At 56.9% G+C, this 24,393-nt stretch carries 22 protein-coding genes; 20 read left to right on the top strand and 2 right to left on the bottom strand.

Features of this window, described 5'->3' with window-relative positions:
* The first annotated feature begins 49 nt into the window (after positions 1–49).
* The 19 genes from GS632_RS08315 to GS632_RS08225 all read left to right on the top strand — a co-directional run bounded on the left by GS632_RS08315 (position 50) and on the right by GS632_RS08225 (position 19,889).
* Positions 50–1,069 (top strand): TRAP transporter substrate-binding protein, encoded by a 1,020-nt coding sequence (locus tag GS632_RS08315; RefSeq protein WP_171176638.1) that lies wholly within the window; start codon positions 50–52, stop codon positions 1,067–1,069.
* Between the two features lie 57 nt (positions 1,070–1,126).
* A complete protein-coding gene (locus tag GS632_RS08310) occupies positions 1,127–1,630 on the top strand; it encodes a TRAP transporter small permease (RefSeq protein WP_171721295.1) in 504 nt (167 codons plus the stop codon).
* Positions 1,630–2,982, top strand: a complete 1,353-nt coding sequence (locus GS632_RS08305) for a TRAP transporter large permease (RefSeq protein WP_171176642.1) — start codon at positions 1,630–1,632, stop codon at positions 2,980–2,982. The genes GS632_RS08310 and GS632_RS08305 overlap by 1 nt, the downstream gene beginning before the upstream one ends.
* Positions 2,982–4,169, top strand: a complete 1,188-nt coding sequence (locus GS632_RS08300) for a cytochrome P450 (protein ID WP_171176644.1) — start codon at positions 2,982–2,984, stop codon at positions 4,167–4,169. Before GS632_RS08305 ends, GS632_RS08300 begins: the two co-directional genes overlap by 1 nt.
* Positions 4,170–4,286: 117 nt before the next feature.
* Positions 4,287–6,317, top strand: a complete 2,031-nt coding sequence (gene paaZ / locus GS632_RS08295; protein WP_171176646.1) for a phenylacetic acid degradation bifunctional protein PaaZ — start codon at positions 4,287–4,289, stop codon at positions 6,315–6,317.
* Between the two features lie 61 nt (positions 6,318–6,378).
* Positions 6,379–7,194 (top strand): PaaX family transcriptional regulator C-terminal domain-containing protein, encoded by an 816-nt coding sequence (locus tag GS632_RS08290; RefSeq protein WP_171176648.1) that lies wholly within the window; start codon positions 6,379–6,381, stop codon positions 7,192–7,194.
* Positions 7,195–7,415: 221 nt separating this feature from the next.
* Positions 7,416–8,618 (top strand): 3-oxoadipyl-CoA thiolase, encoded by a 1,203-nt coding sequence (gene pcaF / locus GS632_RS08285; RefSeq protein ID WP_171176650.1) that lies wholly within the window; start codon positions 7,416–7,418, stop codon positions 8,616–8,618.
* A 15-nt stretch (positions 8,619–8,633) separates the two neighbouring features.
* On the top strand, positions 8,634–9,611 hold the full coding sequence (gene paaA / locus GS632_RS08280; protein WP_171721296.1) for a 1,2-phenylacetyl-CoA epoxidase subunit PaaA: 978 nt from the start codon (positions 8,634–8,636) through the stop codon (positions 9,609–9,611).
* An 18-nt stretch (positions 9,612–9,629) separates the two neighbouring features.
* Positions 9,630–9,914, top strand: a complete 285-nt coding sequence (gene paaB, locus GS632_RS08275) for a 1,2-phenylacetyl-CoA epoxidase subunit PaaB (RefSeq protein WP_170404692.1) — start codon at positions 9,630–9,632, stop codon at positions 9,912–9,914.
* Positions 9,914–10,681 carry a 1,2-phenylacetyl-CoA epoxidase subunit PaaC gene (gene paaC, locus GS632_RS08270; RefSeq protein ID WP_171176654.1) on the top strand — a complete coding sequence of 256 codons (768 nt, stop codon included), beginning with the start codon at positions 9,914–9,916 and terminating at the stop codon, positions 10,679–10,681. Before paaB ends, paaC begins: the two co-directional genes overlap by 1 nt.
* 6 nt (positions 10,682–10,687) lie before the next feature.
* A complete protein-coding gene (gene paaD / locus GS632_RS08265; protein ID WP_171176656.1) occupies positions 10,688–11,146 on the top strand; it encodes a 1,2-phenylacetyl-CoA epoxidase subunit PaaD in 459 nt (152 codons plus the stop codon).
* Positions 11,147–11,159: 13 nt separating this feature from the next.
* A complete protein-coding gene (locus GS632_RS08260) occupies positions 11,160–12,233 on the top strand; it encodes a 2Fe-2S iron-sulfur cluster-binding protein (protein WP_171176658.1) in 1,074 nt (357 codons plus the stop codon).
* Between the two features lie 13 nt (positions 12,234–12,246).
* Positions 12,247–13,008 (top strand): Phenylacetic acid catabolic protein, encoded by a 762-nt coding sequence (locus GS632_RS08255; protein WP_171721297.1) that lies wholly within the window; start codon positions 12,247–12,249, stop codon positions 13,006–13,008.
* A 248-nt stretch (positions 13,009–13,256) separates the two neighbouring features.
* Positions 13,257–13,532, top strand: a complete 276-nt coding sequence (locus GS632_RS08250) for a PepSY domain-containing protein (RefSeq protein WP_171176662.1) — start codon at positions 13,257–13,259, stop codon at positions 13,530–13,532.
* Between the two features lie 55 nt (positions 13,533–13,587).
* The gene (locus tag GS632_RS08245; protein WP_171176664.1) at positions 13,588–14,109 is read left to right on the top strand and encodes a LuxR C-terminal-related transcriptional regulator; all 522 of its coding nucleotides are present in this window, start codon (positions 13,588–13,590) and stop codon (positions 14,107–14,109) included.
* A 218-nt stretch (positions 14,110–14,327) separates the two neighbouring features.
* On the top strand, positions 14,328–16,424 hold the full coding sequence (locus GS632_RS08240; RefSeq protein ID WP_171176666.1) for a hydantoinase/oxoprolinase family protein: 2,097 nt from the start codon (positions 14,328–14,330) through the stop codon (positions 16,422–16,424).
* Positions 16,421–18,088 carry a hydantoinase B/oxoprolinase family protein gene (locus GS632_RS08235; protein WP_171235815.1) on the top strand — a complete coding sequence of 556 codons (1,668 nt, stop codon included), beginning with the start codon at positions 16,421–16,423 and terminating at the stop codon, positions 18,086–18,088. The genes GS632_RS08240 and GS632_RS08235 overlap by 4 nt, the downstream gene beginning before the upstream one ends.
* Positions 18,085–19,152, top strand: a complete 1,068-nt coding sequence (locus tag GS632_RS08230; RefSeq protein WP_171235816.1) for a histidinol-phosphate transaminase — start codon at positions 18,085–18,087, stop codon at positions 19,150–19,152. The genes GS632_RS08235 and GS632_RS08230 overlap by 4 nt, the downstream gene beginning before the upstream one ends.
* Entirely contained in the window at positions 19,149–19,889 is a 741-nt protein-coding gene (locus GS632_RS08225; protein ID WP_245223160.1) for an Asp/Glu racemase, read from the top strand. The genes GS632_RS08230 and GS632_RS08225 overlap by 4 nt, the downstream gene beginning before the upstream one ends.
* A gap of 33 nt (positions 19,890–19,922) precedes the next feature.
* On the opposite strand, the gene GS632_RS08220 is transcribed toward GS632_RS08225, so the two are convergent.
* Positions 19,923–21,470: a trimethylamine methyltransferase family protein gene (locus GS632_RS08220; RefSeq protein WP_171238027.1), complete on the bottom strand. Its 1,548-nt coding sequence runs from the start codon at positions 21,468–21,470 to the stop codon at positions 19,923–19,925.
* 238 nt (positions 21,471–21,708) lie between these two features.
* On the bottom strand, positions 21,709–23,061 hold the full coding sequence (locus GS632_RS08215) for an MmgE/PrpD family protein (RefSeq protein ID WP_171721298.1): 1,353 nt from the start codon (positions 23,059–23,061) through the stop codon (positions 21,709–21,711).
* A 222-nt stretch (positions 23,062–23,283) separates the two neighbouring features.
* On the opposite strand from GS632_RS08215, the gene GS632_RS08210 reads away from it, so the two are divergent.
* Entirely contained in the window at positions 23,284–24,180 is an 897-nt protein-coding gene (locus GS632_RS08210; protein WP_171176678.1) for a LysR substrate-binding domain-containing protein, read from the top strand.
* The last annotated feature ends 213 nt before the right edge of the window (positions 24,181–24,393 follow it).

Genomic DNA, 24,393 nt, shown 5'->3' with positions numbered 1-24,393 from the left:
GACCATTAACGCATTCTCGAGTCATGTTTCACAGGGAGGAGACAGAACCATGAAATTCACCAAGCTAAGCACATTATTGGCGTCGGCCGCGTTGGCCGTTTCGGGCACAGTGGCACTGGCTGCGGATTATACGCTGACCATTTCAAGCTGGGCGCCGCCGACCCATGGCATCAACGCCAAGATGTGGCCGAAATTCGTGGAGATGGTTGAAGAGGCGACAGACGGTAAGGTTACGGCAGAACTCAAGCTGGGCATTGCGCCGCCACCGGCGCAGATGGACTTGATCATGGATGGTGCAGCTGATGCGTCGATCATCTTCCATGGTTATCAACCCGGTCGTTTTGTCACCACCAAGATGATCGAACTGCCCGGATACGAGGGTTCGGCCGAGGACGCCTCGGTCGCTTATTGGCGCACATATGACAAGTTCCTCAAAGAGGCAGACGAACATCGCGGTGTGAAGGTGATCGCTCTGCACACGCATGGCCCTGCCCAGTTACATTCCAGCAGCCCTGTGACCACGCTGGATGAGGTGTCGGGCCTCAAGGTGCGTATCCCGGGTGGCGTTGGGGGGGACGTTGGCACGGCTCTGGGTGCGACCGGCATTCAGGTCCCTGCGCCGAAAGTCTATGAAACCCTGGCCTCGAAAGCTGCTGATGGGGTTGTGATGCCCTTTGAATCCCGCAAGGGCTTCAAGCTCACGGAAGTGGCACAGAATGTTTACGAAGTTCCAGGTGGTCTCTATCGCGGATCGTTTGCCTTCATCATGAACGAAGACACTTTTGCCGATCTGCCCGAAGATCTGCAGGCTGCTTTGGAAGAGAACGTCTTTGGTGAACCGCTGAGCCGCGAGATTGGCAAAATCTGGGACGAGATCGACGCCATCGGTCGCGAAGCAACCGAAACCACCGAGGGCAACGCGATCAACGCGGCATCTGCTGAAGATCTTGAGAAATTCAACACGATTGCCGTCGACGTGCGCGCCAAGGTCATTGACGAAGTCAACGACGCGGGCATCGACGCTCAAGCCGCTTATGACATGATCGTAAATGAAATGGCTTCGCAGTAATGCAGCCCGGCTGGCGGGCATGACCCGCCAGCCCTTTTCACCCGACGGGGACCAATCATGCACTCACTCGTGACCTTTGCGCGACGCATCAGTGTCGTTCCGACGCTGCTGGCCTGTGTGGCGCTGTTCATCCTAATGGTGATGACCTTTTTCGACGTTATCTTGCGTTCTGTCTTCAACGCGCCAATCGAGGCTGCGACTGAGCTGACACGTATTCTGATGGCGATCCTTGTCTTTTCGGTCCTGCCCATAATATCGGCCGGACGCGGACAGATCGCCGTGGACCTGACAGACGGGATTTTCGCACGTCTGCGGCTGAGCCGGGTGCGGGACGCGATTGTGTATCTGGTATCCGGCATCATGCTGATCTGGCCAATTCAGCGTGTCTGGGTGTTGGCAGAGCGGGCGCGGGACTACGGCGATGTCACCGAATACCTGTCGATTCCTGTCTTCTACGTGGGTTGGTTCATCGCTGCCTTCACCGCGATCACTGCTATCGCGATGATCATCACCGGGATTTTGTACATTTTTGCCCCCCAAGCCTTGTCGGAGCACTCCTGATGACTGCAGCTTTGATCGGTTTCGCCCTTGTCCTTGTTCTTGTGCTGCTGCGCCTGCCCATTGTGTTTGCGATGGGGCTAGTTGGGACGCTTGGCTTTGCATATGAACGCGGCGGCAGCATCCTGTCCGAACGTGGGTTGAAGGCTGCGATGTCCATGGTAGGCCGCCAGATCACCGATACGGCGCAGGATTACGGGCTGTCTGTTGTGCCGCTGTTCATCCTGATGGGCCTGTTCGTCAACAAGGGTGGCCTTGCGCGTGAACTTTATGCGGTATCGAATGCCTTCCTGGGCCATTTCCGCGGCGGCATCGCCATGGCCACGGTTGCAGCCTGTGGTGGGTTTTCTGCCATTTGTGGCTCGTCGCTGGCCACAGCGGCAACGATGTCGAAAGTCGCGATGCCGGAAATGCGCCGCTACGGTTACTCGGATGAGTTGTCGACGGCGTCGATTGCTGCGGGTGGAACACTGGGCATTCTGATCCCGCCATCGGTTATACTGGTGATCTATGGCCTTTTGACCGAAACCTCGATTGGCAAGCTTTTCGTTGCGGGAATAATTCCCGGCGTGTTGGGCATCCTGTTCTATCTGCTGGCGGTGCGTTGGACCGTTTGGCGCAGACCCGACGCCGGACCAGCAGGAGAGCGGCATGGCTGGGGCGAACGCCTTTCGGCTCTGCGCTCGGTCTGGGCCGTGCTGCTGCTGTTCTTCCTTGTGATCGGCGGGTTGTACGGGGTGTTTGACTTCTATCCGCTGAACCTGACCTTCAGCCCGACCGAGGCAGCTGGCATGGGCGCAATGGGTGCCTTCCTGATTGCGCTGTCTCGGGGTGGGCTAACCCTTGGTTCCATCTTTGAAGTGTTGAAAGAGACTAGTTTCACTGCTGCGGCGCTGTTCTCGGTTCTGATCGGAGCTCAGATCTTTTCGAATTTCATCAACTTGGCTGGCCTTCCCGAGGCACTGATCGCTTTGGTGACGGCCTATGAGGTTGAGCCGTTTATGGTGATCCTGATGATCCTCGGGATCTACATCATTCTGGGCTGTGTCTTTGAATCGCTGTCGATGCTGCTGCTGACAGTGCCTATCTTTTTCCCGCTGGTGACATCGCTGGGTTATGATCCGATCTGGTTTGGCATCGTTGTCGTTGTCGTGACTGAGATCAGCTTGATCACTCCCCCGGTCGGTTTGAACGTGTTCATTCTGAAAGGTGTGGTGGGGGATGTCTCAACCGGGACCATCTTTAAGGGCGTCACGCCGTTTTGGGTGGCGGATATCTTCCGCCTGGCGCTGATCGTTCTGGTGCCATGGCTGGTGCTGGTTCTGCCGGAACATATGGGAGCGATGGGTCACTGATGTTCTCTCTGACCGAACTTCCAACCGGTTTTCACGCGGACCCTTACCCGGCCTATGCCGCGCTGCGCGAAGACACGCCTGTCTGCTTTCAAGCCGATGGGTCTGTCATCCTTTCGCGCTATGACGATCTGGATCTGGTGTATCGGGACACGACACGGTTCATTTCGGACAAGAAGGCGGTTTTCGGGCCGAAATACGGGGTCGACAGCCCTTTATACGAACATCACACGACCAGTTTGGTGTTCAATGATCCGCCTTTGCACACCCGTGTTCGTAAGGTGATGGTCGGTGCGATGAACCCGCGGGCACTGGCGCAGATGGAGCCTGGCCTTGTGCAGCTTGTCGACGGCTTGCTGGACCAGATGCAGGCCAAGGGCACCGTTGAGTTGATTGGGGATTTTGCCGGGGCCATCCCGATTGAGATTATCGGCAACTTACTAGGCATTCCCCGATCCGAGCGCGGGCCCCTGCGGGATTGGTCTCTGGCCATTTTGGGCGCGCTGGAGCCTCAGTTAACTCCGGACCAAGAAGACTGGGGCAACCGTGCGGTGTCTGACTTCAAAGCATTCCTGCGCCACATCATAGATGATCGTCGCGCCAATCCAGGTGACCCGTCAACGGACGTGCTGACACGATTGATGCAGGATGACACCGATGGCGGGTTGACCGAGGTCGAGTTGTACCAAAACTGCATCTTCATCCTGAATGCTGGGCATGAGACCACGACCAATCTGATCGGCAACGCGCTGGAGTTGCTGGACCGGCACCGTGACAAGCGGGCCGAGTTGCTGGCCGACCCAGAGTTCATAAACACAGCCGTGGACGAGTTTCTGAGGTTGGAAAGCCCCAACCAATTCGGCAACCGTTTGACCACCGAGGATGTCATCTTCCACGGCCAAACCATTCCCGCCGGAACAGATATCCATCTTTGCATCGGAGCCGCCAACCGCGACCCGCGACAGTTTGAGCGGCCCGATGAAATGAAGTTGGACCGACGCCGCAATAAACATCACGCCTTTGCTGGTGGACCCCACACCTGCGTTGGCCTGACCTTGGCCCGTATGGAGGGCCGCGTGGCGGTCGGGCGTTTTCTGGCTCGCTTCCCGAATTATTGCATCACCGATGGTGCTGAACGCGGTGGCCGTATCCGGTTTCGGGGTTTCGCGCGACTTCCCGCGCAGTTTTGAAGGGTACGGTTTATGTTGTTGCTGTGCAAAAATAACGACCGACCGTACGGTTAAAGATATGACCTCACACGTTCGGCTAGGTGATGTGAGGATCCAGACACTGATGAGGAGACGCTCATGACCATCCAACAGATATCCAGCTTTGCCGCCGGTGCATGGGTGCCGCCTGGTGCCGGGGCGCGCAATATTGCCAGCGCCGTAACGGGCGAGGTGATTGCAACTGCGGGCAACGCGGAACTGGACGTGCAAGGAATGCTGGACTATGCGCGCGACGTCGGTGGGCCGGCCCTGCGCAAGATGACCTTTCATGAGCGGGCCAAGATGCTCAAGGCGGTGTCGCTGCATCTGGGCCAGCACAAGCAGGCGCTCTATGATCTGTCTTTCAACACAGGCGCGACGCAGTCGGACCATATGATCGACATCGATGGCGGCATTGGCACGATGTTTGTCTTTGCCTCGAAGGGACGCCGGGAAATGCCGGACGGGCATGTCTATCTGGACGGTGATGTTGAGCAACTATCGCGCAACGGGACGTTTCTGGGCCAGCACATCTGCACCCCGTTGCACGGCGTGGCGGTTCACATAAATGCGTTTAACTTTCCGGTCTGGGGTATGTTGGAGAAACTGGCGCCAACTCTGTTGGCCGGTGTTCCGGCCATCGTTAAACCGGCGACGAATTCTTGCTACGTGACCGAGCTGTGTGTGCGGTTGATGTTGGACTCCGGTATTTTGCCCGCCGGGGCGCTTCAGTTGGTGTCGGGCGGTTTGGGCGACATGCTGGACCGTTTGACCCTGCAGGATGTGGTCAGCTTTACCGGCTCGGCAGATACGGCGTTGAAATTGCGATCCAACCCCGTGATCCTTGAAAACTCTGTGCGGTTTGTGGCGGAACAGGATAGCCTTAATTGCTCGATACTTGGTCCAGATGCCAAGCCGGGTACGCCTGAGTTCGACCTTTTCGTCAAAGAGGTCCAGCGCGAGATGACGGCGAAGGCTGGTCAGAAATGTACCGCAATCCGTCGGATCATCGCGCCAGAGGTGCAGGTGCAAGCCGTGATCGAGGCGTTGTCCGCGCGGCTGGCCAAAACCGTTATTGGCGACCCAAGGCTTGAAACCACCCGCATGGGCGCATTGGTCTCGAATGGTCAGAAACGTGACGTTCTGGAAAAGGCGACGATCATTGGCCAAGAGGCCGAGCGTGTCTTTGGCAACCCGGATGATTTTGCGGTCGATGGAGCAGATCCTGAAAAAGGGGCCTTCCTGCCGCCGATGCTTTACCATTGTGCCAACCCTGACGCGGCGCAGCGTGTACACGATACCGAAGCTTTTGGGCCGGTTAGCACGGTCATGGGCTATCGCGATCTCGACCATGCGATTGAACTGGCAAACCGGGGGCAAGGATCTTTGGTGGCGTCGGTCATCACGCATGATCCTGACGTGGCGCGTCAGGTCGCCATTGGGGCAGGGGCGTATCATGGGCGTTTGTACTTCAACAACCGTGACTCGATGAAAGAATCCACCGGTCACGGTTCACCTTTGCCTCATATGGTGCATGGCGGCCCCGGACGCGCTGGCGGCGGAGAAGAGATGGGCGGCGTGCGTGGTGTTAAACACTATATGCAACGGACCGCCATTCAGGGCTCACCTGATCTGTTGACCGCGATTGGAAACAGATGGGTGCCCGGCGCGACCGAGGTCAAAGGCCCCGCCCATCCGTTCACGCGCAGGTTTCATGACCTTGCGATTGGCGAGACCATCCACACGGAACCGCGCACCATAACAATGGAAGACATTGAACACTTCGCCACTTTCACAGGCGATACCTTCTATGCCCATATGGATCAGGCGGCGGCGGAGCGGAACCCGTTCTTTCCGGGTCGCGTCGCCCATGGCTATTTGTTGCTGTCATTTGCCGCTGGATTGTTTGTCGAACCAAATGAAGGGCCGGTGCTGGCCAATACCGGTCTGGATGGGTTGCGTTTTATGAAGCCGGTTGAAGCCGGTGACAGCATCAAAGTGCGCCTGACGGTCAAGGCCAAAACTAAGCGCAATGACGAATATGGCGAAGTTCGTTGGCACGTCACGCTGACTCAGCAAGATGACGAACAGGTCGCAGAATATGAGCTATTGACGATGGTTGCTTACTAGCCACTTGGATGCTTGCGATGGGCCGGATGGTAATTCCCTTCGGCCCGATTATACTTCGTGTATGAAAGACATCAGCCCTGATTGGTTCGAAACCTGTGTCAGTCAACTGACCAACACCGGCACACAGCGGGTGTGGTCAGTGCTGGTTACGATATTTGGAGATTTGGCGCCCAGCGGATCGGACCGGGTCAGTGGCAGCTTGATCACGGCGCTCACCAGTCTGGCCGGAATCAAGTCTGAGGCGACGCGTGTTGCACTACATCGGCTGCGGAAAGAAGGTTGGATCGAAAGTACGCGGGTGGGGCGCACCAGCGTGCACCGCTTGACGGATTTTGGTCGCAGCCAAAGTGCCGCCGCCGCGCCGCGTATCTATTCCCGTGAGACCGACAAGCCGGACATCTGGCATGTGCTGATCGCCAGCGGTTCTGAAAGTTCCCGCAAAGAACTGTCAGATCTGATGCTCATTGGTGACTATATCTCAGTCAATGCCTCTACGGCCATGGCACCGGGCCCGGCCCCTGATGGGCTGGAAGACCTGCTGGGGATTGAAAGCAGTGCCATATCAGTGCCCGATTGGATGCGAGATTTGTGTGGGCCTGAACCTCTGAAAGACGCTTACAGTCAGTTCTGGACCACTCTTCAGTTCGTCGAGCATCATTTGCCCACCAAGGGGATGGAAGACCCCCTGCAAACTGCCGTTCTGCGTGTTCTGATCGTTCATGGGTGGCGGCGGCTTATCCTACGCCATCCCCCTTTGCCACCTGCCTTTCTGCCAGAAGACTGGAAAGGTGCGGAGTGCCGACAGTCCGTGGTGCAGCTGTTAGACAGGTTGCCTCGCCCGAACCTTGCGTCGCTGGAAGCCGTTTTAGACGATTGATTCCGAGCGGGACGTGAGCGTCGCCCGGTCAGCTAAGTATTGTTTGGATCACCGCCTTAGGCGGCCCCGAATATCGCAACGATAAAGTTCTGACTTTATATGTTACAAAAATGGTGAACGTGGTCAAAGAAAGGTAACATAAAGCTTGCCTCGAATCGGTTACTTTAATAAAAACCGACCAGACGGTTAATGAATACTGACGCGAACAGGAGACCTCGGACATGGACGCATTCATTTGCGACGCGACGCGTACACCGATTGGGCGGTATGGCGGAGCGCTGTCTTCGGTTCGCACGGATGATCTTGCGGCTTTGCCACTGGCGGCGTTGAAAGAACGCAACCCTCAGGTCGATTGGGCCAGTGTCGACGATGTGATCTATGGTGATGCCAATCAGGCCGGAGAGAGCAACAGGAACGTTGCGCGAATGGCGGCCTTGTTGGCCGGGTTGCCAATCGACGTTCCGGGAACAACGGTAAACCGTCTTTGCGCCAGCGGTATGGATGCCGTTGGAATGGCAGCCCGTGGCATCAAGGCAGGCGATTACGATCTGGCCATTGCGGGGGGCGTGGAAAGCATGTCCCGCGCACCGTTTGTGATGCCCAAGGCAACTTCGGCGTTCACTCGCAACAACGCGGTGCACGACACCACGATCGGATGGCGTTTCGTGAACCCGAAGATGAAGCAGGACTACGGCGTGGATTCCATGCCGCAGACTGCCGACAACGTGGCTGAGGACTATGGCATCAGTCGTGAAGATCAGGATGCCTTTGCTGCACGCAGCCAGGCCCGGTGGGCGGCCGCTCATGCGGCGGGTGTTTTCGGCGATGAAATCACTCCGGTTTCGGTGCCACAGCGAAAAGGCGACCCGATCATTGTGGATACGGATGAACACCCGCGTCCGGGAACCACAGCAGAAAAGCTGTCGGGTCTCAAAGGGGTGAACGGACCGGAAAAGACCGTCACAGCGGGCAATGCTTCAGGTGTAAATGATGGCGCGGCAGCCATTCTGATGGCGAATGAGACGGCGGCGGTCAAGAATGGTCTGACCCCGATGGCCCGTGTGGTGGGCATGTCGGTTGCGGGTGTTGCGCCGCGTGTCATGGGCATCGGCCCGGTGCCCGCCAGCCGCAAGGTTCTGGCCCGAGCAGGGTTGAGCATCGAACAGATGGACGTGATCGAGTTGAATGAGGCGTTTGCCTCTCAGGGCCTTGCCACCCTGCGCGAGTTGGGCCTGCCGGACGATGCGTCCCACGTGAACCCCAATGGAGGGGCCATCGCTTTGGGCCACCCACTGGGCATGAGCGGTGCGCGTCTGGTGCTGACCGCGGCCTATCAATTGAAGCGAACCGGGGGTCGCTATGCGCTCTGCACCATGTGTGTGGGCGTCGGGCAGGGCGCGGCCCTCATTCTTGAACGCGTGTAACGGAGGAGACGGGACATGTATGCTCAGATGGTTAAATCCGAAGCATCAAGCGAAGATCCGGAGAAACTGGCAGAGTTCCAGGCGCGGATTGATGCCGATATCAAGATCGAACCAAAAGATTGGATGCCTCAGGCTTATCGCAAGACCCTGATCCGTCAGATCGGTCAGCACGCGCATTCTGAAATCGTAGGTCAACTGCCCGAAGGCAACTGGATCACCCGCGCACCGACGTTGGAGCGCAAGGCGATCCTGCTGGCCAAGGTGCAGGATGAAGCCGGGCATGGACTTTACCTCTACTGTGCAGCTGAGACGCTGGGTGTCAGCCGGGACGAGATCACCGAGATGCTGCTTGATGGGCGTATGAAATACTCGTCGATCTTCAACTATCCGACGTTGAACTGGGCCGATATTGGTGCTGTTGGATGGCTGGTGGATGGGGCGGCTATCATGAACCAAGTTCCGCTGCAGCGGACATCTTTCGGACCATACTCGCGCGCCATGATCCGTATCTGCAAGGAAGAGAGCTTCCATCAGCGGCAAGGTTACGACGCGATCCGCAAAATGGCCGAAGGTACGCCCGAGCAGCGCAAGATGGCTCAGGATGCGATGAACCGCTTCTGGTATCCGTCCCTGATGATGTTCGGCCCGTCCGACAAGGACTCGGTTCATTCTGCCCAGTCGATGGCGTGGAAAATCAAGATCAATACAAATGATGAGCTGCGTCAAAAGTTTGTCGACCAGACCGTGCCGCAGGCCGAGTATCTGGGCCTGACCATTCCCGACTCAGACCTGAAATGGAACGAAGAACGCGGGCACTACGATTTCTCAGAACCTGACTGGTCGGAATTCTTCGACGTGATCAAAGGCAACGGGCCGTGCAACGTGGATCGTCTGGCAGCCCGCAACAAGGCCTGGGATGACGGGAAATGGGTGCGTGACGGTCTTTTGGCGCACGCCCGCAAGAAGCAATCCGGCAATCTGGCAGCAGAGTAAACCCAAGGAGGAAACCCGATGAACAACGAATGGCCCCTGTGGGAAATCTTTATCCGCGGCCAACACGGTATGAGCCACCGACATGTTGGATCGCTGCACGCCCCGGACGCCGAAATGGCAATCAAGAACGCGCGCGATGTTTACACACGCCGCAACGAAGGTGTTTCGATTTGGGTTGTCGAGGCAAACAACATCTCGGCCTCATCGCCCAGTGATAAAGGCCCGCTGTACGAACCCAGCGAAAGCAAAGTGTACCGCCATCCAACTTTCTTCGATATCCCCGAAGAAGTGGGGGCGATGTAATGAGTGTTTCTGTTTCCAACGACGCTTTGCATCAATTCCTGCTGCGGATGGGGGACAATACGCTGATCCTTGGCCACCGGGTCAGCGAGTGGTGCGGGCACGCGCCGGTTCTGGAGGAAGACATCGCGCTGGCCAACACTGCGTTGGATCTGATCGGACAGACCCAGATGTGGCTTGGTCTTGCGGGCGAGATTGATGGTGGCAAAAGCGCTGACGATCTGGCCTTTCTGCGCGACGCTTGGGATTTCCGCAATGTACTGCTTGTCGAGGTTCCCAACGGCGATTTCGGTCGTACACTGATGCGTCAGTTTCTGTTCGACGCATGGCATTCGATTATGCTGGGGCGCTTGATGACATCCGCGGATGATCGTGTCGCTGCCATTGCCGCCAAAGCCAGCAAAGAGGTTGCCTATCACCTCGAACGCTCGGGCGACACTGTAGTGGGGCTGGGCGACGGGACAGAGGAAAGCCATGCCCGTATGCAGGAAGCTCTCGATTATCTGTGGCCCTATGTCGGTGAGATGTTCGCAAGCGATGAAGTCGACGCCCAGATGGTCGCCGCAGGTATCGCACCCAATCCGACTGACTTGCGAGAAGAATATGACGCTTTGGTCGGAAGGATACTGACCCAGGCAACACTGAGCATTCCAGAAAGCCAGTTTGCCCATAAGGGCGGGCGTGACGGGCGCATGCATACCGAGCATCTGGGTCATCTGCTGACGCAGATGCAATGGCTGCAACGCGCCTATCCCGGAGCCAAGTGGTGAGAGCGGATGCAATCCTCGACTGATCAGATCTGGAGTTGGTTGGATGCTGTTCCCGATCCCGAGATACCGGTGATCTCGGTCGTGGATCTGGGAATCGTTCGCGGTGTGCGTTGGGACGCCGGAACGTTGGTTGTGACCGTCACACCAACGTACTCAGGCTGTCCGGCGACTTCCGTCATCAGCATGGATATCGAAACCGCGCTGCGAGACCATGGGATCAGCGAAGTGAGGATCGAAACCAGCATTTCGCCCGCCTGGACCACCGATTGGCTAAGTGAAAAAGGCCGCGCCAAGCTGGAAGACTATGGCATTGCGCCACCGCAACCGGCGGGCGGGCCAGAACGGTGTCCGCATTGCGGCAGCAAGGCTGTTGAAAAAGTCAGCCAGTTCGGCTCGACCCCATGCAAGGCTCACTGGCGCTGCACTGACTGCCTGGAACCTTTTGACTATTTCAAGTGCATCTGAGGAGGAGCACCGGATGGCACGTTTTCATGACCTGAAAGTCACCGACATCCACAAAACCATCCGCGATGCGGTTGTTGTGACGCTTGAGCCTGTGAATGGCGCAGCGGAACAGTTCGATTTCACCGCGGGTCAATACCTGACCTTCCGGCGTGATTTTGACGGCGAAGAACTGCGCCGCTCGTATTCGATCTGCGCGGGAAAGGATGACGGCGTTCTTCAAGTTGGCATTAAACGCGTCGAAGGTGGTGCTTTCTCAAGCTGGGCCAACGCAGAGTTGAGCGTTGGTGACGTTGTTCAAGCGATGCCGCCTATGGGCAGCTTTCACGTGCCAATCGAAGCGGGCGCGGAAAAACAATACCTCGGCTTTGCAGGTGGATCGGGGATTACACCCGTCCTTTCGATCCTGAAAACAACGCTGGCGCGCGAACCCAAGTCCCGCTTCACGCTGATCTACGCCAACAAGGGCATCAACTCGATCATGTTCCGAGAGGAGCTGGAGGACCTGAAAAACCTCTATATGGGTCGCCTGAACGTGATCCATATTCTTGAGACCGACGCGCAGGAGATCGACTTGTTCACGGGGCTTGTGACGCAGGAAAAATGCGGCGAACTGTTTAAGCACTGGATCGACATCAAGAACGTGGATACGGCTTTTATCTGTGGACCAGAGCCGATGATGCTGGGGATAGCCGCCGCGCTGCGCGAGCATGGGATTGAGGACAGCCAGATCAAGTTCGAGCTTTTTGCCAGCGCCCAACCTGGCCGGGCAAAGCGCACGGCAAACATGGCAGAGACGGGCACGCAGGCGAACCAGACCAGCGCTTCGATCACGCTTGACGGCTCTACCCAAACCGTGACCCTGCCCAAGGATCAATCCATTTTGGACGCAGCCTTGGAAAACGCCATGGACGCGCCATACGCGTGTAAGGCCGGGGTTTGTTCTACCTGCCGTTGCCGCGTGATCGAGGGGGAGGTCGAGATGCTCGCCAATCATGCGCTCGAAGACTACGAGGTCGAAAAGGGCTATGTGCTGAGCTGTCAGGCTTATCCGGTGACCGACCGTGTGGCCGTGGACTACGACCAGTAAAGGGAGAGGATCAATGACCGAAGCCATGACACTCGACAGCTACCTGGCCGCAGGCGGGGTACTAACCAACCCGACCAATGTGCCGCCACGCTACCGCGCCGAACTGATGAAGCTGATGGCTACCTTTGTGGACAGCGAATTGGCAGGCGCCGCGGGTTTTGCGGATATCATCAATCATGGGCCGGGCATCAAGGAACGGATCGCGGCAGCAAAAATAGTGCTTGAGAAAACCGATCATGCAGATCGCGTTCTTAAAATAATGGGCGAGTTTGGCGCAGATACCGAACGATACGCCACGCACCATCCATGGACCGCGCGACTGGATCGCGATGACGATATCGGCGCAACGCGCAGCGCGCATGACATGCGGCTTGCTGTGTTCAACTATCCGATCTCGGGTTGGACCGACGCTGTGATCATGAACCTTTTGATGAGCCGCGCTGTGGCCGAGCAGCTGGACGAATTTTCGACTGTTTCTTATCAGCCTCTCGCAGAAGTCTTTCGTCAAATCGCCCCTGTCGAAGCGCATCACGGCACCCTGGCGCTAGAAGGTGCCATGAAGCTGGCAGAAGGCGGAGAGGCCAGGCAGATGCAAAGCGCTGTGGATTATTGGTGGCCGCGTGTTGCACTGTCTTTCGGTGGCGATGATCCGAAACGGTTCGCGTTTCTGACATCGATCGGTTTGCGCCACAACCAAAACAGTGCCCTACGCGAGCGCTGGATCAAATCCGCAAGCGCGGTCGTTGAACAACTGGGTCTGTCCACCCCAGCGTAAGACTTGACGAACCTGAATTCGGCCCCTGTTTCAAACGGGGGCTTTTTTTCTTGATATTCATAGCTTTTTTATTTTTTTTTCGAAGTTTCTCAACGGTTTTTGTAACCTTAGGCCGGGCATTTTTCGCATAAACCTTTGGCCTAAGCCGGTTGAATTCTGCCAAAAGTCCAATTTTGTTGTTCCTGCAAGCCTCACAGATCAGGGCAACCGCAGTCTCGCGGTGGCTGATATCCATGAAAGGAATGCAAATGAATAAATTTGGTAAACTGGCAGTGTTGGCGGCTTGTGTAACTCCTGGCTTGGCGATGGCGCAGATCAATATAGGCCATGTGCTTGGGTCCTCAGAAGCTGACATTCGTTCGGCGTTGGAGGCCCAAGGATATACCATTTCCGAGGTGGAAACCGAACAGGACGAGATCGAGATCTATGCCTTCCTTAACGGCAAGAAATACGAGATCGAAGTTTCTCCCGAAACCGGTGCGGTTATTGAAATCGAACTAGCCGACGACGAAGACGACAGCTGACATGAACGGGCGTGTCCGGCTTTGGACGCGCCCCGCATAATCCGAAAGCCAAACTATGACACGTGCCACACTCTTATGGTCCTTATTCGCGGTGCAAGCTCTTTGCAGCGTTTATTTTCTTTTGGATATCGTGTTGGATTTCTGGCCCAATTCCTCGTTCTTTCTGGCGGAAAGTGATCTTGTTGAACTTTTGGTCACGGTTGCACTGATTGGTGGTTTGGCCTTCACTACTATCGAGCTGCGCAGCATGCTGAACCGTCAGTCCAAGCTCGAGGATCAAATGAAAGTCGCCTCGGGCGCGTTCGGTGAGGTGCTTGAGGCGCGGTTTCAGTCATGGTCATTGACGCAGGCAGAGCGGGATGTCGCTATTCTGGCAATCAAGGGATTTGCGATTGCGGAAATCGCCGAAATCCGGGACACGAAACAAGGTACGATCAAGGCACAATGTGCATCAATTTATCGAAAGGCCGGAGTATCAGGCCGCCTTCAACTTTTGAGCCTTTTTGTTGATGACTTGCTTGCCGACAACCTGGTTGCGACTCCAACTCACCAAGCGCGCGAGATGGATGTAAGCTGACGCCTTTGGCTCAAAATCGTTTGTGTCGCTGGCGGTCGCGCATGTCGCAAACTTGCTAGCATGTTCCTCGATGATGCGAGAAAAAACACTATGACTCGGTTTTGTATTCCTAATCGACTGGATCGCCGTGCGACCGGGTGTGATCTGGTAACGCCGCGCCAGTAATCGCCCTGTGGGGCGTACTGACGGCATGATTTCAGACGACAACGGAATACTAAATGACAACCGCGTTACGCCTGGCCATCGATATTGGTGGCACTTTTACTGACACAGTTCTGGTCTCTGGGGATGAGACGGTACTTGCGTCAACGAAAACCCTGACCACGCATCAAAATCCCGCCGAAGGTGCCATGGAAGGCGCTGAACGCGTCATGGCGCAGGCGGGTCGGTCACTGATGGAGGTCACCGGGTTTATCCACGGAACCACACTTGCGACCAACGCGCTGATTGAACGGCGTGGGGCGGTTGTGGCCACGATTTGCACCGAAGGGTTCCGAGATATCCTCGATATCGGGTACGAGCGACGCTATTCCCAGTACGACATCAATTTGGAGAAACCTGATCTTCTGGTCCCGCGGGAACGGTCTTTTGTAATCCGCGAACGTATGTCGGCTGAAGGAGAGGTCCTGGTCGCTTTGGATGAGACACAAGTAAAACGCTTGCTGGCTGAACTTGACGCCAGCGGGGCAGAGGCGGTGGCGATCTGCCTTATACACTCTTACGCCAACCCCACGCATGAACAACGCTTGCGCGATATTCTGGCCGAGCATCGTCCTGATCTTACAATCTCGATTTCGTCCGACGTCAGCCCCGAAGCGCGAGAATTCGACAGGCTCTGCACCACAGTCGCGAACGCGTATATTCAGCCGCTGATGGAGTCATACCTGAGCCGGTTTATTAAGCAGTTTGCAGCTCAGGGTGTGAATTGCCCGATCCTGATGATGACTGCGGGCGGAGGGATGTGCACAGTGGAAACTGCGGCACGCTTCCCCATCCGGCTGGTTGAATCCGGGCCGGCGGGTGGAGCCATTCTGGCTGCTAGGATTGCGGCGCGCTCCGGGCTGGACCAGGTGTTGTCGTTTGACGTAGGCGGTACCACAGCCAAGCTTTGTCTGATCGACAAGGCGCGCCCTCAGACCTCCAGATCCTTTGAAATCGCGCGCGCCGCGCGGTTCATCAAAGGTTCGGGTATGCCTGTGCGTATTCCGGTGATCGAGATGATTGAAATCGGTGCGGGCGGCGGTTCGATTGCAGGCGTCGATCGGCTGGGGCGCCTGACCGTTGGCCCGAAGTCGGCCGGATCGGAACCCGGGCCGGTTGCCTTCATGCGCGGTGGCACAGAACCGACAGTCACCGACAGCGACATCACACTCGGCTACATTGTCCCGGACACATTTGCCGAGGGACATATCAAGCTCGACCCCAAGGGCTCAAAGGCGGCTCTGAAAAGCGTGATTGGTGAGAGGTTGAACCTGGATGCGATTGGGTCCGCAGATGGCGTCAGTCGGATCGTGGATGAGAGCATGGCCAGCGCGGGGCGAATGCATGCCGTAGAAAGTGGCAAAGATCTGGGTCCGCGCACGATGATTGCCTTTGGTGGCAATGGGCCGCTGCACGCCAGCCGGGTTGCGCGATCTGCCGGTGTGTCGCGTATCGTGATCCCACCCAATCCGGGGGTCGGATCCGCAGTTGGTTTCCTGTTTGCGTCTGTGTCGTTTGAGATCGTCCGCTCTCGCTATTCTTTGCTGGACAGCTTGGATATGGACGATGTGAATGCTCTGTTCGACACAATGATTGCCGAGGCAAAAGAGGTTGTCGCCCAAGGCGCAGGTGATGCGCCGACCGAAGTCCTACGCACTGCCTTTATGCGTTACAACGGACAAGGGCACGAGATCGAAATCTCATTACCGGATCGCGCGCTGTCGCCCGAGGATATCGCGCCTTTGACCGCCGCGTTTGAGGAAGAATACCGCAAGCAATTCTCGCGCCCCGTCCCGGGTATGCAGATCGAGATTCTCAATTGGGCTGTTCGTGTCGCCACCCCGGAACGTTCCGTTCCACCAGTTCCGGAAACGCCTGAACCTTCTGTGTTTAAAGTCTCTGAAACGCGACCCGTCACGTGCGACGTAGATGGAACTGCGAAGGACGCAGCTTTTGTCGCCCGCGCTGATTTGAAACCCGGTGACCGCGTTCGGGGACCAGCGCTGATTCATGAACCGCAAACGACGACGCTGGTCTCTGCCGATTTCTCGGCCCATTTGGACGCCATTGGTAATCTTGTCTTGATTCAGGATCAGAAAGGAGGCGCAAAATGAGCGCTGAGCTTTCCCCAAAACTCTCTCCTGCCCGCTTGCAAGTGATGTGGAACCGCCTGCTTGCGGTGGTCGAGGAACAGGGTCAGACTCTGATCCGTGCCGCCTTCTCGCCCATTGTACGCGAATGTGGCGACATTTCCGCCGGTATCTTTGACGTCAATGGCCGTATGCTGGCGCAGGCCGTGACCGGTACGCCTGGCCATATCAACACTATGGCCGAAGCCGTTCTTCACCTGCGCGAGCGATTTGCGGTGCAGGACATGAAACCCGGCGACATCTATATGACCAATGACCCCTGGCTGGCTTCGGGGCACCTGAACGACTTCCTGCTGATGATGCCAGCGTTCAAGGATGGCAAGGTTGTTGGTTTTACCTCCTGCACCTCGCATCTGGTGGATCTGGGCGGTTTGGGTATGGGCCCCGAGGGGTCGGACATCTATGACGAGGGCCTGTTGATCCCGCCCTGCAAACTGGTTGAAGAAGGCACGCCCAACGCGCTGTTGATGGACATCATCCGTGCCAACTCGCGCGAACCCATTGCCAACGAGGGCGACATTTATGCCCTAATCGCTTGTTGTGAGGCCGGGGTGAACCGGTTGGTTGCAATGATGGACGAGTTCGTGATCGACGATCTGGACACTTTGGGCTGCTATATCATCGACACTTCGCGTAAAGGCGCGCTGGAGGCCATCGCCGAGGTGCCCGAAGGCGTCTATAAGAACGTTCTGCGGATGGATGGCTACGAGAATGAGTTGGAGTTGCACGCCACGCTGACCGTTACCAAGGACGGGATGCACGTGGATTTCACCGGCACATCGGGCTGTTCGAAAAAAGGTATCAACGTTCCTTTGAACTATGCAACGGCTTACACGGTGTTTGCCTTGCGCTGCATCGTTGGCCCGGACACTCCGAACAATGCTGGCTCGCTGGAGCCCTTCACAGTCGATGGACCAAAGGGCTGCATCCTGAATGCGCAACGCCCGGTGCCGGTTGCGATGCGCCATACGCTGGGACAGGTGACACCGGATTTGGTCCTGGGGTGCTTGCACCAGGCACTGCCGGATCAGGTTCCCGCCGAGGGTGCATCGTGCATGTTCGATCTGCCCATGCGTCATGCGCCCGAAGTGGCGGCCAATGGAGGGCGGGAATTTGCGATCGAACCAGTCCACAATGGTGGCACCGGCGCGCGACCCCACGCAGACGGATTGTCTGCAACTGCATATCCTTCTGGTGTGTTCGGTTCGCAAGTCGAGATCACTGAAAGCGTCGCACCAGTCGTGATGTGGCGGCGGGAACTGCTGCCGGATTCAGGTGGAGCGGGTAAATATCGCGGAGGTCTCGGACAAAGGATTGAGATGACCTCGTCCAATAACGCGCCTTTCATCGTTTTCCTCTCGGTCGAGCGTCTGAAGTTCCCAGCCTTGGGCCGAATGGGCGGCCAGCCCGGTGCCCCGGGGCGCATCCGGTTCCGCGATGGCAACGACGATATACCCGGCAAAGGAGAACTGCGGGTGGAGGGCGATGATTACCTGATCTTCGACACGCCGGGCGGTGGAGGCTTTGGCGATCCGTCAGAACGGGATCCAAAGGCCTTGGCGCTGGATCTCAAACGCGGCCTTGTGACCGAAGCAGGCGCGAAAGCCTATGGAGACACGTCATCATGATCCGCGCAGTCGAGCATGTCCGCCAGATGGCAGCTTACGCGCTGGCGGATTTGGGTGGGCCCGAGACCGTGTCTCTGGCCCAAAACGAAAGTGCCTTTCCCGCCAGTCCCGCGGCTGTTGCGGCAGGGCAGGCGGCGTTGGATCAAATGCCACTTTACCCCGACCCAGACTGGCCAGAGCTGCGCAGTGCAATTTCTGAAACCCATGGTGTTGAGGCCGGGAACATCCTGTGCGGCGCGGGATCGATGGAGTTGATCGGATGCCTGATCCGGGCATTCGCCGGGCCGGGCGATCGGGTGCTGGGCACGGATTATGGCTATGCTTACGTTGCTTCTGCAACGGCGCAAGTGCAGGCCGATTACGTGAAAGCGCGCGAGGTGGATTTGACCGTTTCGGTTGATGACATATTGGCCGCTGTCACGCCTCAAACGCGGATTGCTTTTGTCTGTAACCCGGGCAACCCCACCGGGACTCTGATCCCGAATGCCGAAATTCTGCGCCTGCGCAACGCGTTGCCGGCGGACGTGTTGTTGGTGGTCGACCAGGCCTATGCCGAGTTCGCCGATCAGGATCAAAACCCGGACGAAGTCTTCGCGCTGGTAGATCGCGGCGACACTGTGGTCATGCGAACCTTTTCCAAGGCCTACGGATTGGCGGGCGCGCGCGTGGGTTGGGGTCTGTTCCCCGACTCTATCGCCGGTGAGGTGCGGAAGCTGTTGAACCCGAACAATGTCTCGATCCCTTCGCAGGCCATGGCGACCGCAGCGATGCGGGATCAGGATCATATGCTGGATACGGTTTCCAAAACCGCTGCCATTCGGGATCAGTTTGCCAATGGGTGCTGCGCTCTGGGGCTGGCGGTTGCGCTGAGCCATACGAATTTCGTGTTGATCCGTTTTGCCGACGTGGAGATGGCGCAAAAGGCAGATGCTGCCCTGCGTGCCCAAGGGTTACTGATGCGCGGCATGGGGGGCTATGGTCTGGGCGATTGTCTGCGCGCCACCATTTGTGAAGAACCCGTAATGGATCGGTGCCTGACCGTTTTGAAAGAGGTGACGTCATGACCCATGAGACCCGAACACGGGCCAAGATCGGTGTGCTGGTGCCGTTCACCAACACCAACCTTGAGGCAGACATGATGCTGATGCGTTGCCCGGACACGACCGTGCATTTCCAGCGCATGGGCGGGTATGACGTCGATGAAATTCCGGGCTCGGATCAAATGGCGGGTCTTGGGGCTTCGGACATCAGCCATGATCTGAAGATGATAGCAGGTGTGCGGCCTGATGTGGTGCTCTATGGCTGCACGTCTGCCACTCTGACACACGGCCCGTCATTTGATGAGCAATTGGCACAGGACATTAAGGCAGGGTCAGGCGCACTGTCTTTTACCGCCGCCGGATCATTGATCCATGCAATCAAGGCTTTGGGCGTAACCAAAGTGGGGTTCTCGTCACCCTATCTGGGCGAGATTAACTCGCAGGCAGTTGATTTTCTGGCGAAAAACCAGATCACAACAGTCAAATGCGCTGATATTGGTCGTGAACTTGGGAATTACGGGCAGGGTGAACTAACCCCGGATGAAGTGTTCGATCTGGCCTGTCAGGCCGATCATCCAGAAGCCGAAGCCATCGTGCTCAGCTGTACCGACATGCGCGCGGTCGAGGCCGTTGACCGGATCGAAGCCACGCTGGGCAAACCTGTGGTGACGTCCAATCAGGCCATGATGTTTGCGCTAATGCGGGCTTTGTGCTTGCCCCGACAAGGCAGTGTGCCGGGACGCTTGTTCGATCTGTTGTAAACAAAGGTCGGGCCTGATAACCCTGCCTTTTCTTTAAGGCTCGTCGGAACCGATTTCTTCTTTGCGCTTGGCAATATAAGCGTCCAACTCCTCGCGGATCGCCGGGTCCATTACCGGTTCTTCGTATTCGCGCAAAGTCTGCTGCCAGATTTCGGTCGCCCGGGTCAGCGCGGTCTTGGACCCCGCTGCTTCCCACGCGCCATGATTTTGCCAGTCTGACAGCATGGGGGAATAAAACGCTGTTTCATAGCGTTCCATCGTGTGCTCAGTGCCAAAGAAATGGCCACCAGTGGGCACATCTTTGATCGCGTCCAGCGCGAGTTCGCCTTCGTCAAATTTCAGAGGCTTCAGATACTCCATCATGTTTTGCAGGATTTCCACATCCATGACGAGCTTCTCATAAGATGCCGTCAGCCCACCTTCGAGCCAACCGGCTGCGTGATAGACCAGATTGGCCCCACCTAACACCGCGCCCCAGGTGGCCATCATCGTCTCATAGACCGCCTGCAAATCGACCACGTTCGAGGCGTTGGCGTTCGAAGTTCGATAGGGAATGCCATAACGGCGGGTCAGCTGACCGCTGATCATATTGGCCTTGGTGTTTTCTGGTGTTCCAAAGGCAGGCGCACCCGAGCGCATGTCGACGTTCGACGTGAACGCACCATACATCACCGGGGTTCCCGGATTGACCAGTTGGGTTAGCGTCACCCCGAACAGGGCCTCGGCATTCTGCTGGGCCAAAGCGGCGGGAAGGGTGACGGGGGTCATCGCGCCCATCAAAGTGAAGGGTGTGATCGTCACCGGCTGGCCGTGCTCGGCCATTGCGATCAGGCCGTCGCCCATCGCGTCGTCAAACAGGCGGGGCGAGTTCACGGAAATGATGGTGATCAGTCCCGGGTCGGCGCGCATCTGATCCAAAGAGATACCCCGAGCGATGGCCATCATGTTGATGCCATCTATCGCCCGCCCTCGGCCAATCGCTGTGGCGTGAAAACTGAGGTCGCAATAGCTGAGGTTTGCGTTGTAGGTGTCCAGATGTCGATTATTGGCCGGCATTTCCTGCGGAGCCGTAACTTGATTGCCGATCAGGTGTATTGCGTTGAAGTGATGGGCCAACTTGATGAAGTTGCAATAGTCTTCATAGTTGCCCGGACGTCGCCCGTTGATGCAATCGTGTACGTTCGGCGGACCGGCGACGAGGCCAAAATTGACGTTGTTCCCACCCAAAGTGATCCGCTTGTCCGGGTTGCGTCCGGTTAGGGTAAAAGTCTTCGGGACGGTTTTCAGCGCCTCGTTAACGATGCTTTCGTCAATCCGAATGGTTTTGGTGTCTCGGTCTACCAACGCTCCGGCCTGTTCAAAAAGGGCCAAGACGTTTTCACCCATGACACGAATGCCTGCTTCAGAGAGGATACGCATCGAAGTGGCGTGCAGCTGATCCAGTTGATCTTCGCTCAGCAATTCCATCTTGGGCGAGGTGTTGACTACAGCCTGCCAGGGCAGCTGCTGAATTGCCGCGCTGCTGCGATCACTTTTGCCGCGTCGACCGCCTCCCCGCGCGCTGCGTCTTTCTCGTGCCATGTCAGGATCCTCGTTCGGGGTGACGGGCAGCCAGCAGGGCCTTCGAAGCAACGGGATTGTCGGCATGCAAAACGGAAATGGGAGATTTCACAGTGCAGTCTCTTTCTTCAATTCCTAGACCACTTGACGGGCTTTCGGTTCGGCGATGCTAAATCTCGAAACCGCAAAGGCGAAGTTCAACAAATCAACATCCAAACGTCGTGCGCATTCCACCATCAACAGCATACAAAAGCCTCGACTATGTTTTCGGTGCATCATAGAGCAGCTCGGCAAGGTGCGAGAACTTGGACCCCGGCTGGCACAGCCCCCACACGGCATCGCGGATGGTCGATGCGCGGGCGCTGCCCAGCGAGGGGGCAGCAAAGTCCATGAACTTTTCGTCCACTTCAGCATCCTCCATGGGCGACTCAGGCCCCCCTCGGGCGTGAACATCGCCCGATTCAAGAATCCGCCCGTCTTTTAGTGTGATGGATACATCTGCCATTCGGTTTTTCGGGAAACGGTTGGAGTGTCGTTCGGTTTCACAAACGGAAATACGATCCACAATCGACGCGACGAGAGGGTCCGACAACCCGGCCCCGGTGATGTGTTCGACGCCTATCCGCCCATAGGCGGCAATGGTGGCGACGGCAAAAGGCAGAGAATACTGCGCTTTTGATGTGTCGTCTGGCATCCCCTGAAACAAGCAGGCGCTTTCATGGAAGGTATTGACCCGGATCGACGCAATATCATTGTGCGACAGACTATGATCCCGCATCAAGGCGCGGGTGGCGTCGATGGGGGCGTGCGCCCATCGGCAGATCGGATAGGGCTTCACATATTGATGCTCCATCTGCCAGAACTGGCCCAGATCCGTCCAATATGGCTCGACATCGTCCGCTTCGATGGTGATGGCGGGTGCGCCGGTAAAGCCTTTTTCGGCTAATACCGCCGAAGAGATCCCGACCAATGCCCCCCAGCCAGAACCGTCATGCAACATAGTAGGATTGGCGATTTCGCGCATCATCTGGCTGCGGGGGCCGTGATATTCTGCGATCCCCATGGCTTGCCGCATCTGGTCCTCACTCAGCCCACGCAAACGTGCAGCGACGGCCACAACGCCCAAGGCGTTCCACGCGCCCGAGGTATGGTAGTCGCTGACGGTGTTGTGCAGCGAAACCCCGGCCCGTCCGGCGATCTCATAGCCGACGGTAATAGCTGCCAGCGCCTCGGGTCCCGTAAAATCTCCTATCGTTTCCGCCACTGCGGCCAGTGCGGGAATGACCACGACACCAATATGGCCCTTTGTTGGGTTGTACCCGTCATGGCCGTCCAAATTGTCTGTCTGAGTTGCAGCGGCATAAGCCGCACCTGCAGCGCTGACCCGACGACCATCAAACATCATGCGCGCGCTGTACGCCGTGTCACCCGCACCGTACAATGCCATCGCAGTTTCGCGCGCAATTACTCCGGCTGACATGGGCCCGGAACCGATTGTGATACCCAATGTGTCCAGCGTCATCCGGGCCGCGGCCCTTAGTGTGCTATCCGGTATATCCTCGGCGCGTGTTTCAAGGGTAAAGTGAGCAATTTTCTGAAATCGGTCCGCCACGGTTCGCCTGCTTGCAATTGAAGTCTGTTACCGGTCTTAGTGGGAATGGTAGGCGCAATTCACTTGTGCGGCACGAAAACAATCTTTGGGCAATGGTACAGGAATTTTTGTGGGTCCAAAGTCAAACATGTCGCTTACGTAACAGTCTTTGTGTCGCAAAAGAACAAGAGGCCGGGTCAGTTACGCCATACTCGACAGGTGGATCGCCCGGGACATTTGCATATGATGAATCTACCGCACCTGTCGTTTCTGCGTTCTTTCGAGGCCGCTGCCCGCCATCTTAGTTTTACAAGTGCTGCGGAAGAGTTGAACTGCACGCAATCAGCCGTCAGCAATCATGTCCGGTCGCTTGAAGAATTTCTGAAGCGCCCGCTCTTTGTGCGCCACCCCCGGTCTCTGTCCCTTACGGATGTTGGCAAAGCGTACTTGCCCTCAGTGCGCCACGCGTTGCAGGAAATTGACGTTGCCACCCAGTCGCTTGTGCTGCGGCCCCATACCAAAACCGTGGTCGTCTCGTGCCCTGTTAGCCTGGCGGGAAATTGGCTGCCCAACGTCATTCAGGGATTTTCAGAAAGCCATCCGGATATTTCCGTGACTGTACACGGTACCATCTGGACGGATGTGGACCCAAATGTTTCGGATATCTCGATTACGATCAATCACATAGATGACGCGTCTGAAGGTCTGGAACGATTATGGGTGGAAAAGCTGACGGTGGTCTGCTCTCCGGGCTATACCGTGGGCAATCAACCATTGAACGATCCCCAACAATTACACGATGCGCAACTGATCCACATTCTGGGTCGCTCGGCATATTGGGACAAGGTGGCCGCTGAGTTCGGGCTTGAAAATCTTGGCCAGAATGAAGGTCCAAGAACCAACGTCTCGAACCTAGCGCTTGAGCTTGCATCAAAATCCTTGGGGTGTGTAGCGATCCCGAAGTCGTTGGCGCAACCTTATGTAGAGCGGGGGCTTCTGATTGAGCCCTTTGATCTGAATCTGGAAAGCCCTTGGGCTTATTATGTCAATCTCCGAGAGGTCAATGCCACGCCTGCGGTTCGACTGTTCCAGAACTGGTTATTGAAAGTGGCAACCGAAACAGAGAGCCCGATGGATTGATTGGCTCACTCTTGGGCCTGTGTTGTCTTTGCCGCCTGCACGTTTCCATGCCAGCCGGGGCTTATGGTTGGCGCAGAAAATTCGACCACAATGGGCCCGTTTTTTTTGCATGTCTTGAGGGGACAACCGTCTTAGGGTCTGTGCGATACCCTGCGCAGTCAACACAAAGCACCATCTGTCATGAGCCAGATATCCGAAGACCGGCCAGATCAA

It is taken from the genome of Ruegeria sp. HKCCD7296 (genome assembly GCF_013110775.1).
In the GTDB taxonomy this organism is placed as follows: Bacteria; Pseudomonadota; Alphaproteobacteria; order Rhodobacterales; family Rhodobacteraceae; genus Ruegeria.
The sequence above is the reverse complement of the archived record's forward strand: the minus strand, read 5'-3'. Positions and strand labels throughout refer to the sequence as shown.

Bases quoted from the DNA above. Each gene is read 5' to 3' on its own strand.
- GS632_RS08315 (WP_171176638.1), top strand. From the start codon at position 50: ATGAAATTCACCAAGCTAAGCACATTATTGGCGTCGGCCGCGTTGGCC.
- GS632_RS08225 (WP_245223160.1), top strand. From the start codon at position 19,149: ATGACCCATGAGACCCGAACACGGGCCAAGATCGGTGTGCTGGTGCCG.
- GS632_RS08260 (WP_171176658.1), top strand. From the start codon at position 11,160: ATGGCACGTTTTCATGACCTGAAAGTCACCGACATCCACAAAACCATC.
- GS632_RS08245 (WP_171176664.1), top strand. From the start codon at position 13,588: ATGACACGTGCCACACTCTTATGGTCCTTATTCGCGGTGCAAGCTCTT.
- paaB (WP_170404692.1), top strand. From the start codon at position 9,630: ATGAACAACGAATGGCCCCTGTGGGAAATCTTTATCCGCGGCCAACAC.
- GS632_RS08310 (WP_171721295.1), top strand. From the start codon at position 1,127: ATGCACTCACTCGTGACCTTTGCGCGACGCATCAGTGTCGTTCCGACG.
- pcaF (WP_171176650.1), top strand. From the start codon at position 7,416: ATGGACGCATTCATTTGCGACGCGACGCGTACACCGATTGGGCGGTAT.
- GS632_RS08230 (WP_171235816.1), top strand. From the start codon at position 18,085: ATGATCCGCGCAGTCGAGCATGTCCGCCAGATGGCAGCTTACGCGCTG.
- paaD (WP_171176656.1), top strand. From the start codon at position 10,688: ATGCAATCCTCGACTGATCAGATCTGGAGTTGGTTGGATGCTGTTCCC.
- paaZ (WP_171176646.1), top strand. From the start codon at position 4,287: ATGACCATCCAACAGATATCCAGCTTTGCCGCCGGTGCATGGGTGCCG.
- paaC (WP_171176654.1), top strand. From the start codon at position 9,914: ATGAGTGTTTCTGTTTCCAACGACGCTTTGCATCAATTCCTGCTGCGG.
- paaA (WP_171721296.1), top strand. From the start codon at position 8,634: ATGTATGCTCAGATGGTTAAATCCGAAGCATCAAGCGAAGATCCGGAG.
- GS632_RS08210 (WP_171176678.1), top strand. From the start codon at position 23,284: ATGATGAATCTACCGCACCTGTCGTTTCTGCGTTCTTTCGAGGCCGCT.
- GS632_RS08250 (WP_171176662.1), top strand. From the start codon at position 13,257: ATGAATAAATTTGGTAAACTGGCAGTGTTGGCGGCTTGTGTAACTCCT.
- GS632_RS08235 (WP_171235815.1), top strand. From the start codon at position 16,421: ATGAGCGCTGAGCTTTCCCCAAAACTCTCTCCTGCCCGCTTGCAAGTG.
- GS632_RS08300 (WP_171176644.1), top strand. From the start codon at position 2,982: ATGTTCTCTCTGACCGAACTTCCAACCGGTTTTCACGCGGACCCTTAC.
- GS632_RS08220 (WP_171238027.1), bottom strand. From the start codon at position 21,470: ATGGCACGAGAAAGACGCAGCGCGCGGGGAGGCGGTCGACGCGGCAAA.
- GS632_RS08290 (WP_171176648.1), top strand. From the start codon at position 6,379: ATGAAAGACATCAGCCCTGATTGGTTCGAAACCTGTGTCAGTCAACTG.
- GS632_RS08240 (WP_171176666.1), top strand. From the start codon at position 14,328: ATGACAACCGCGTTACGCCTGGCCATCGATATTGGTGGCACTTTTACT.
- GS632_RS08255 (WP_171721297.1), top strand. From the start codon at position 12,247: ATGACCGAAGCCATGACACTCGACAGCTACCTGGCCGCAGGCGGGGTA.
- GS632_RS08305 (WP_171176642.1), top strand. From the start codon at position 1,630: ATGACTGCAGCTTTGATCGGTTTCGCCCTTGTCCTTGTTCTTGTGCTG.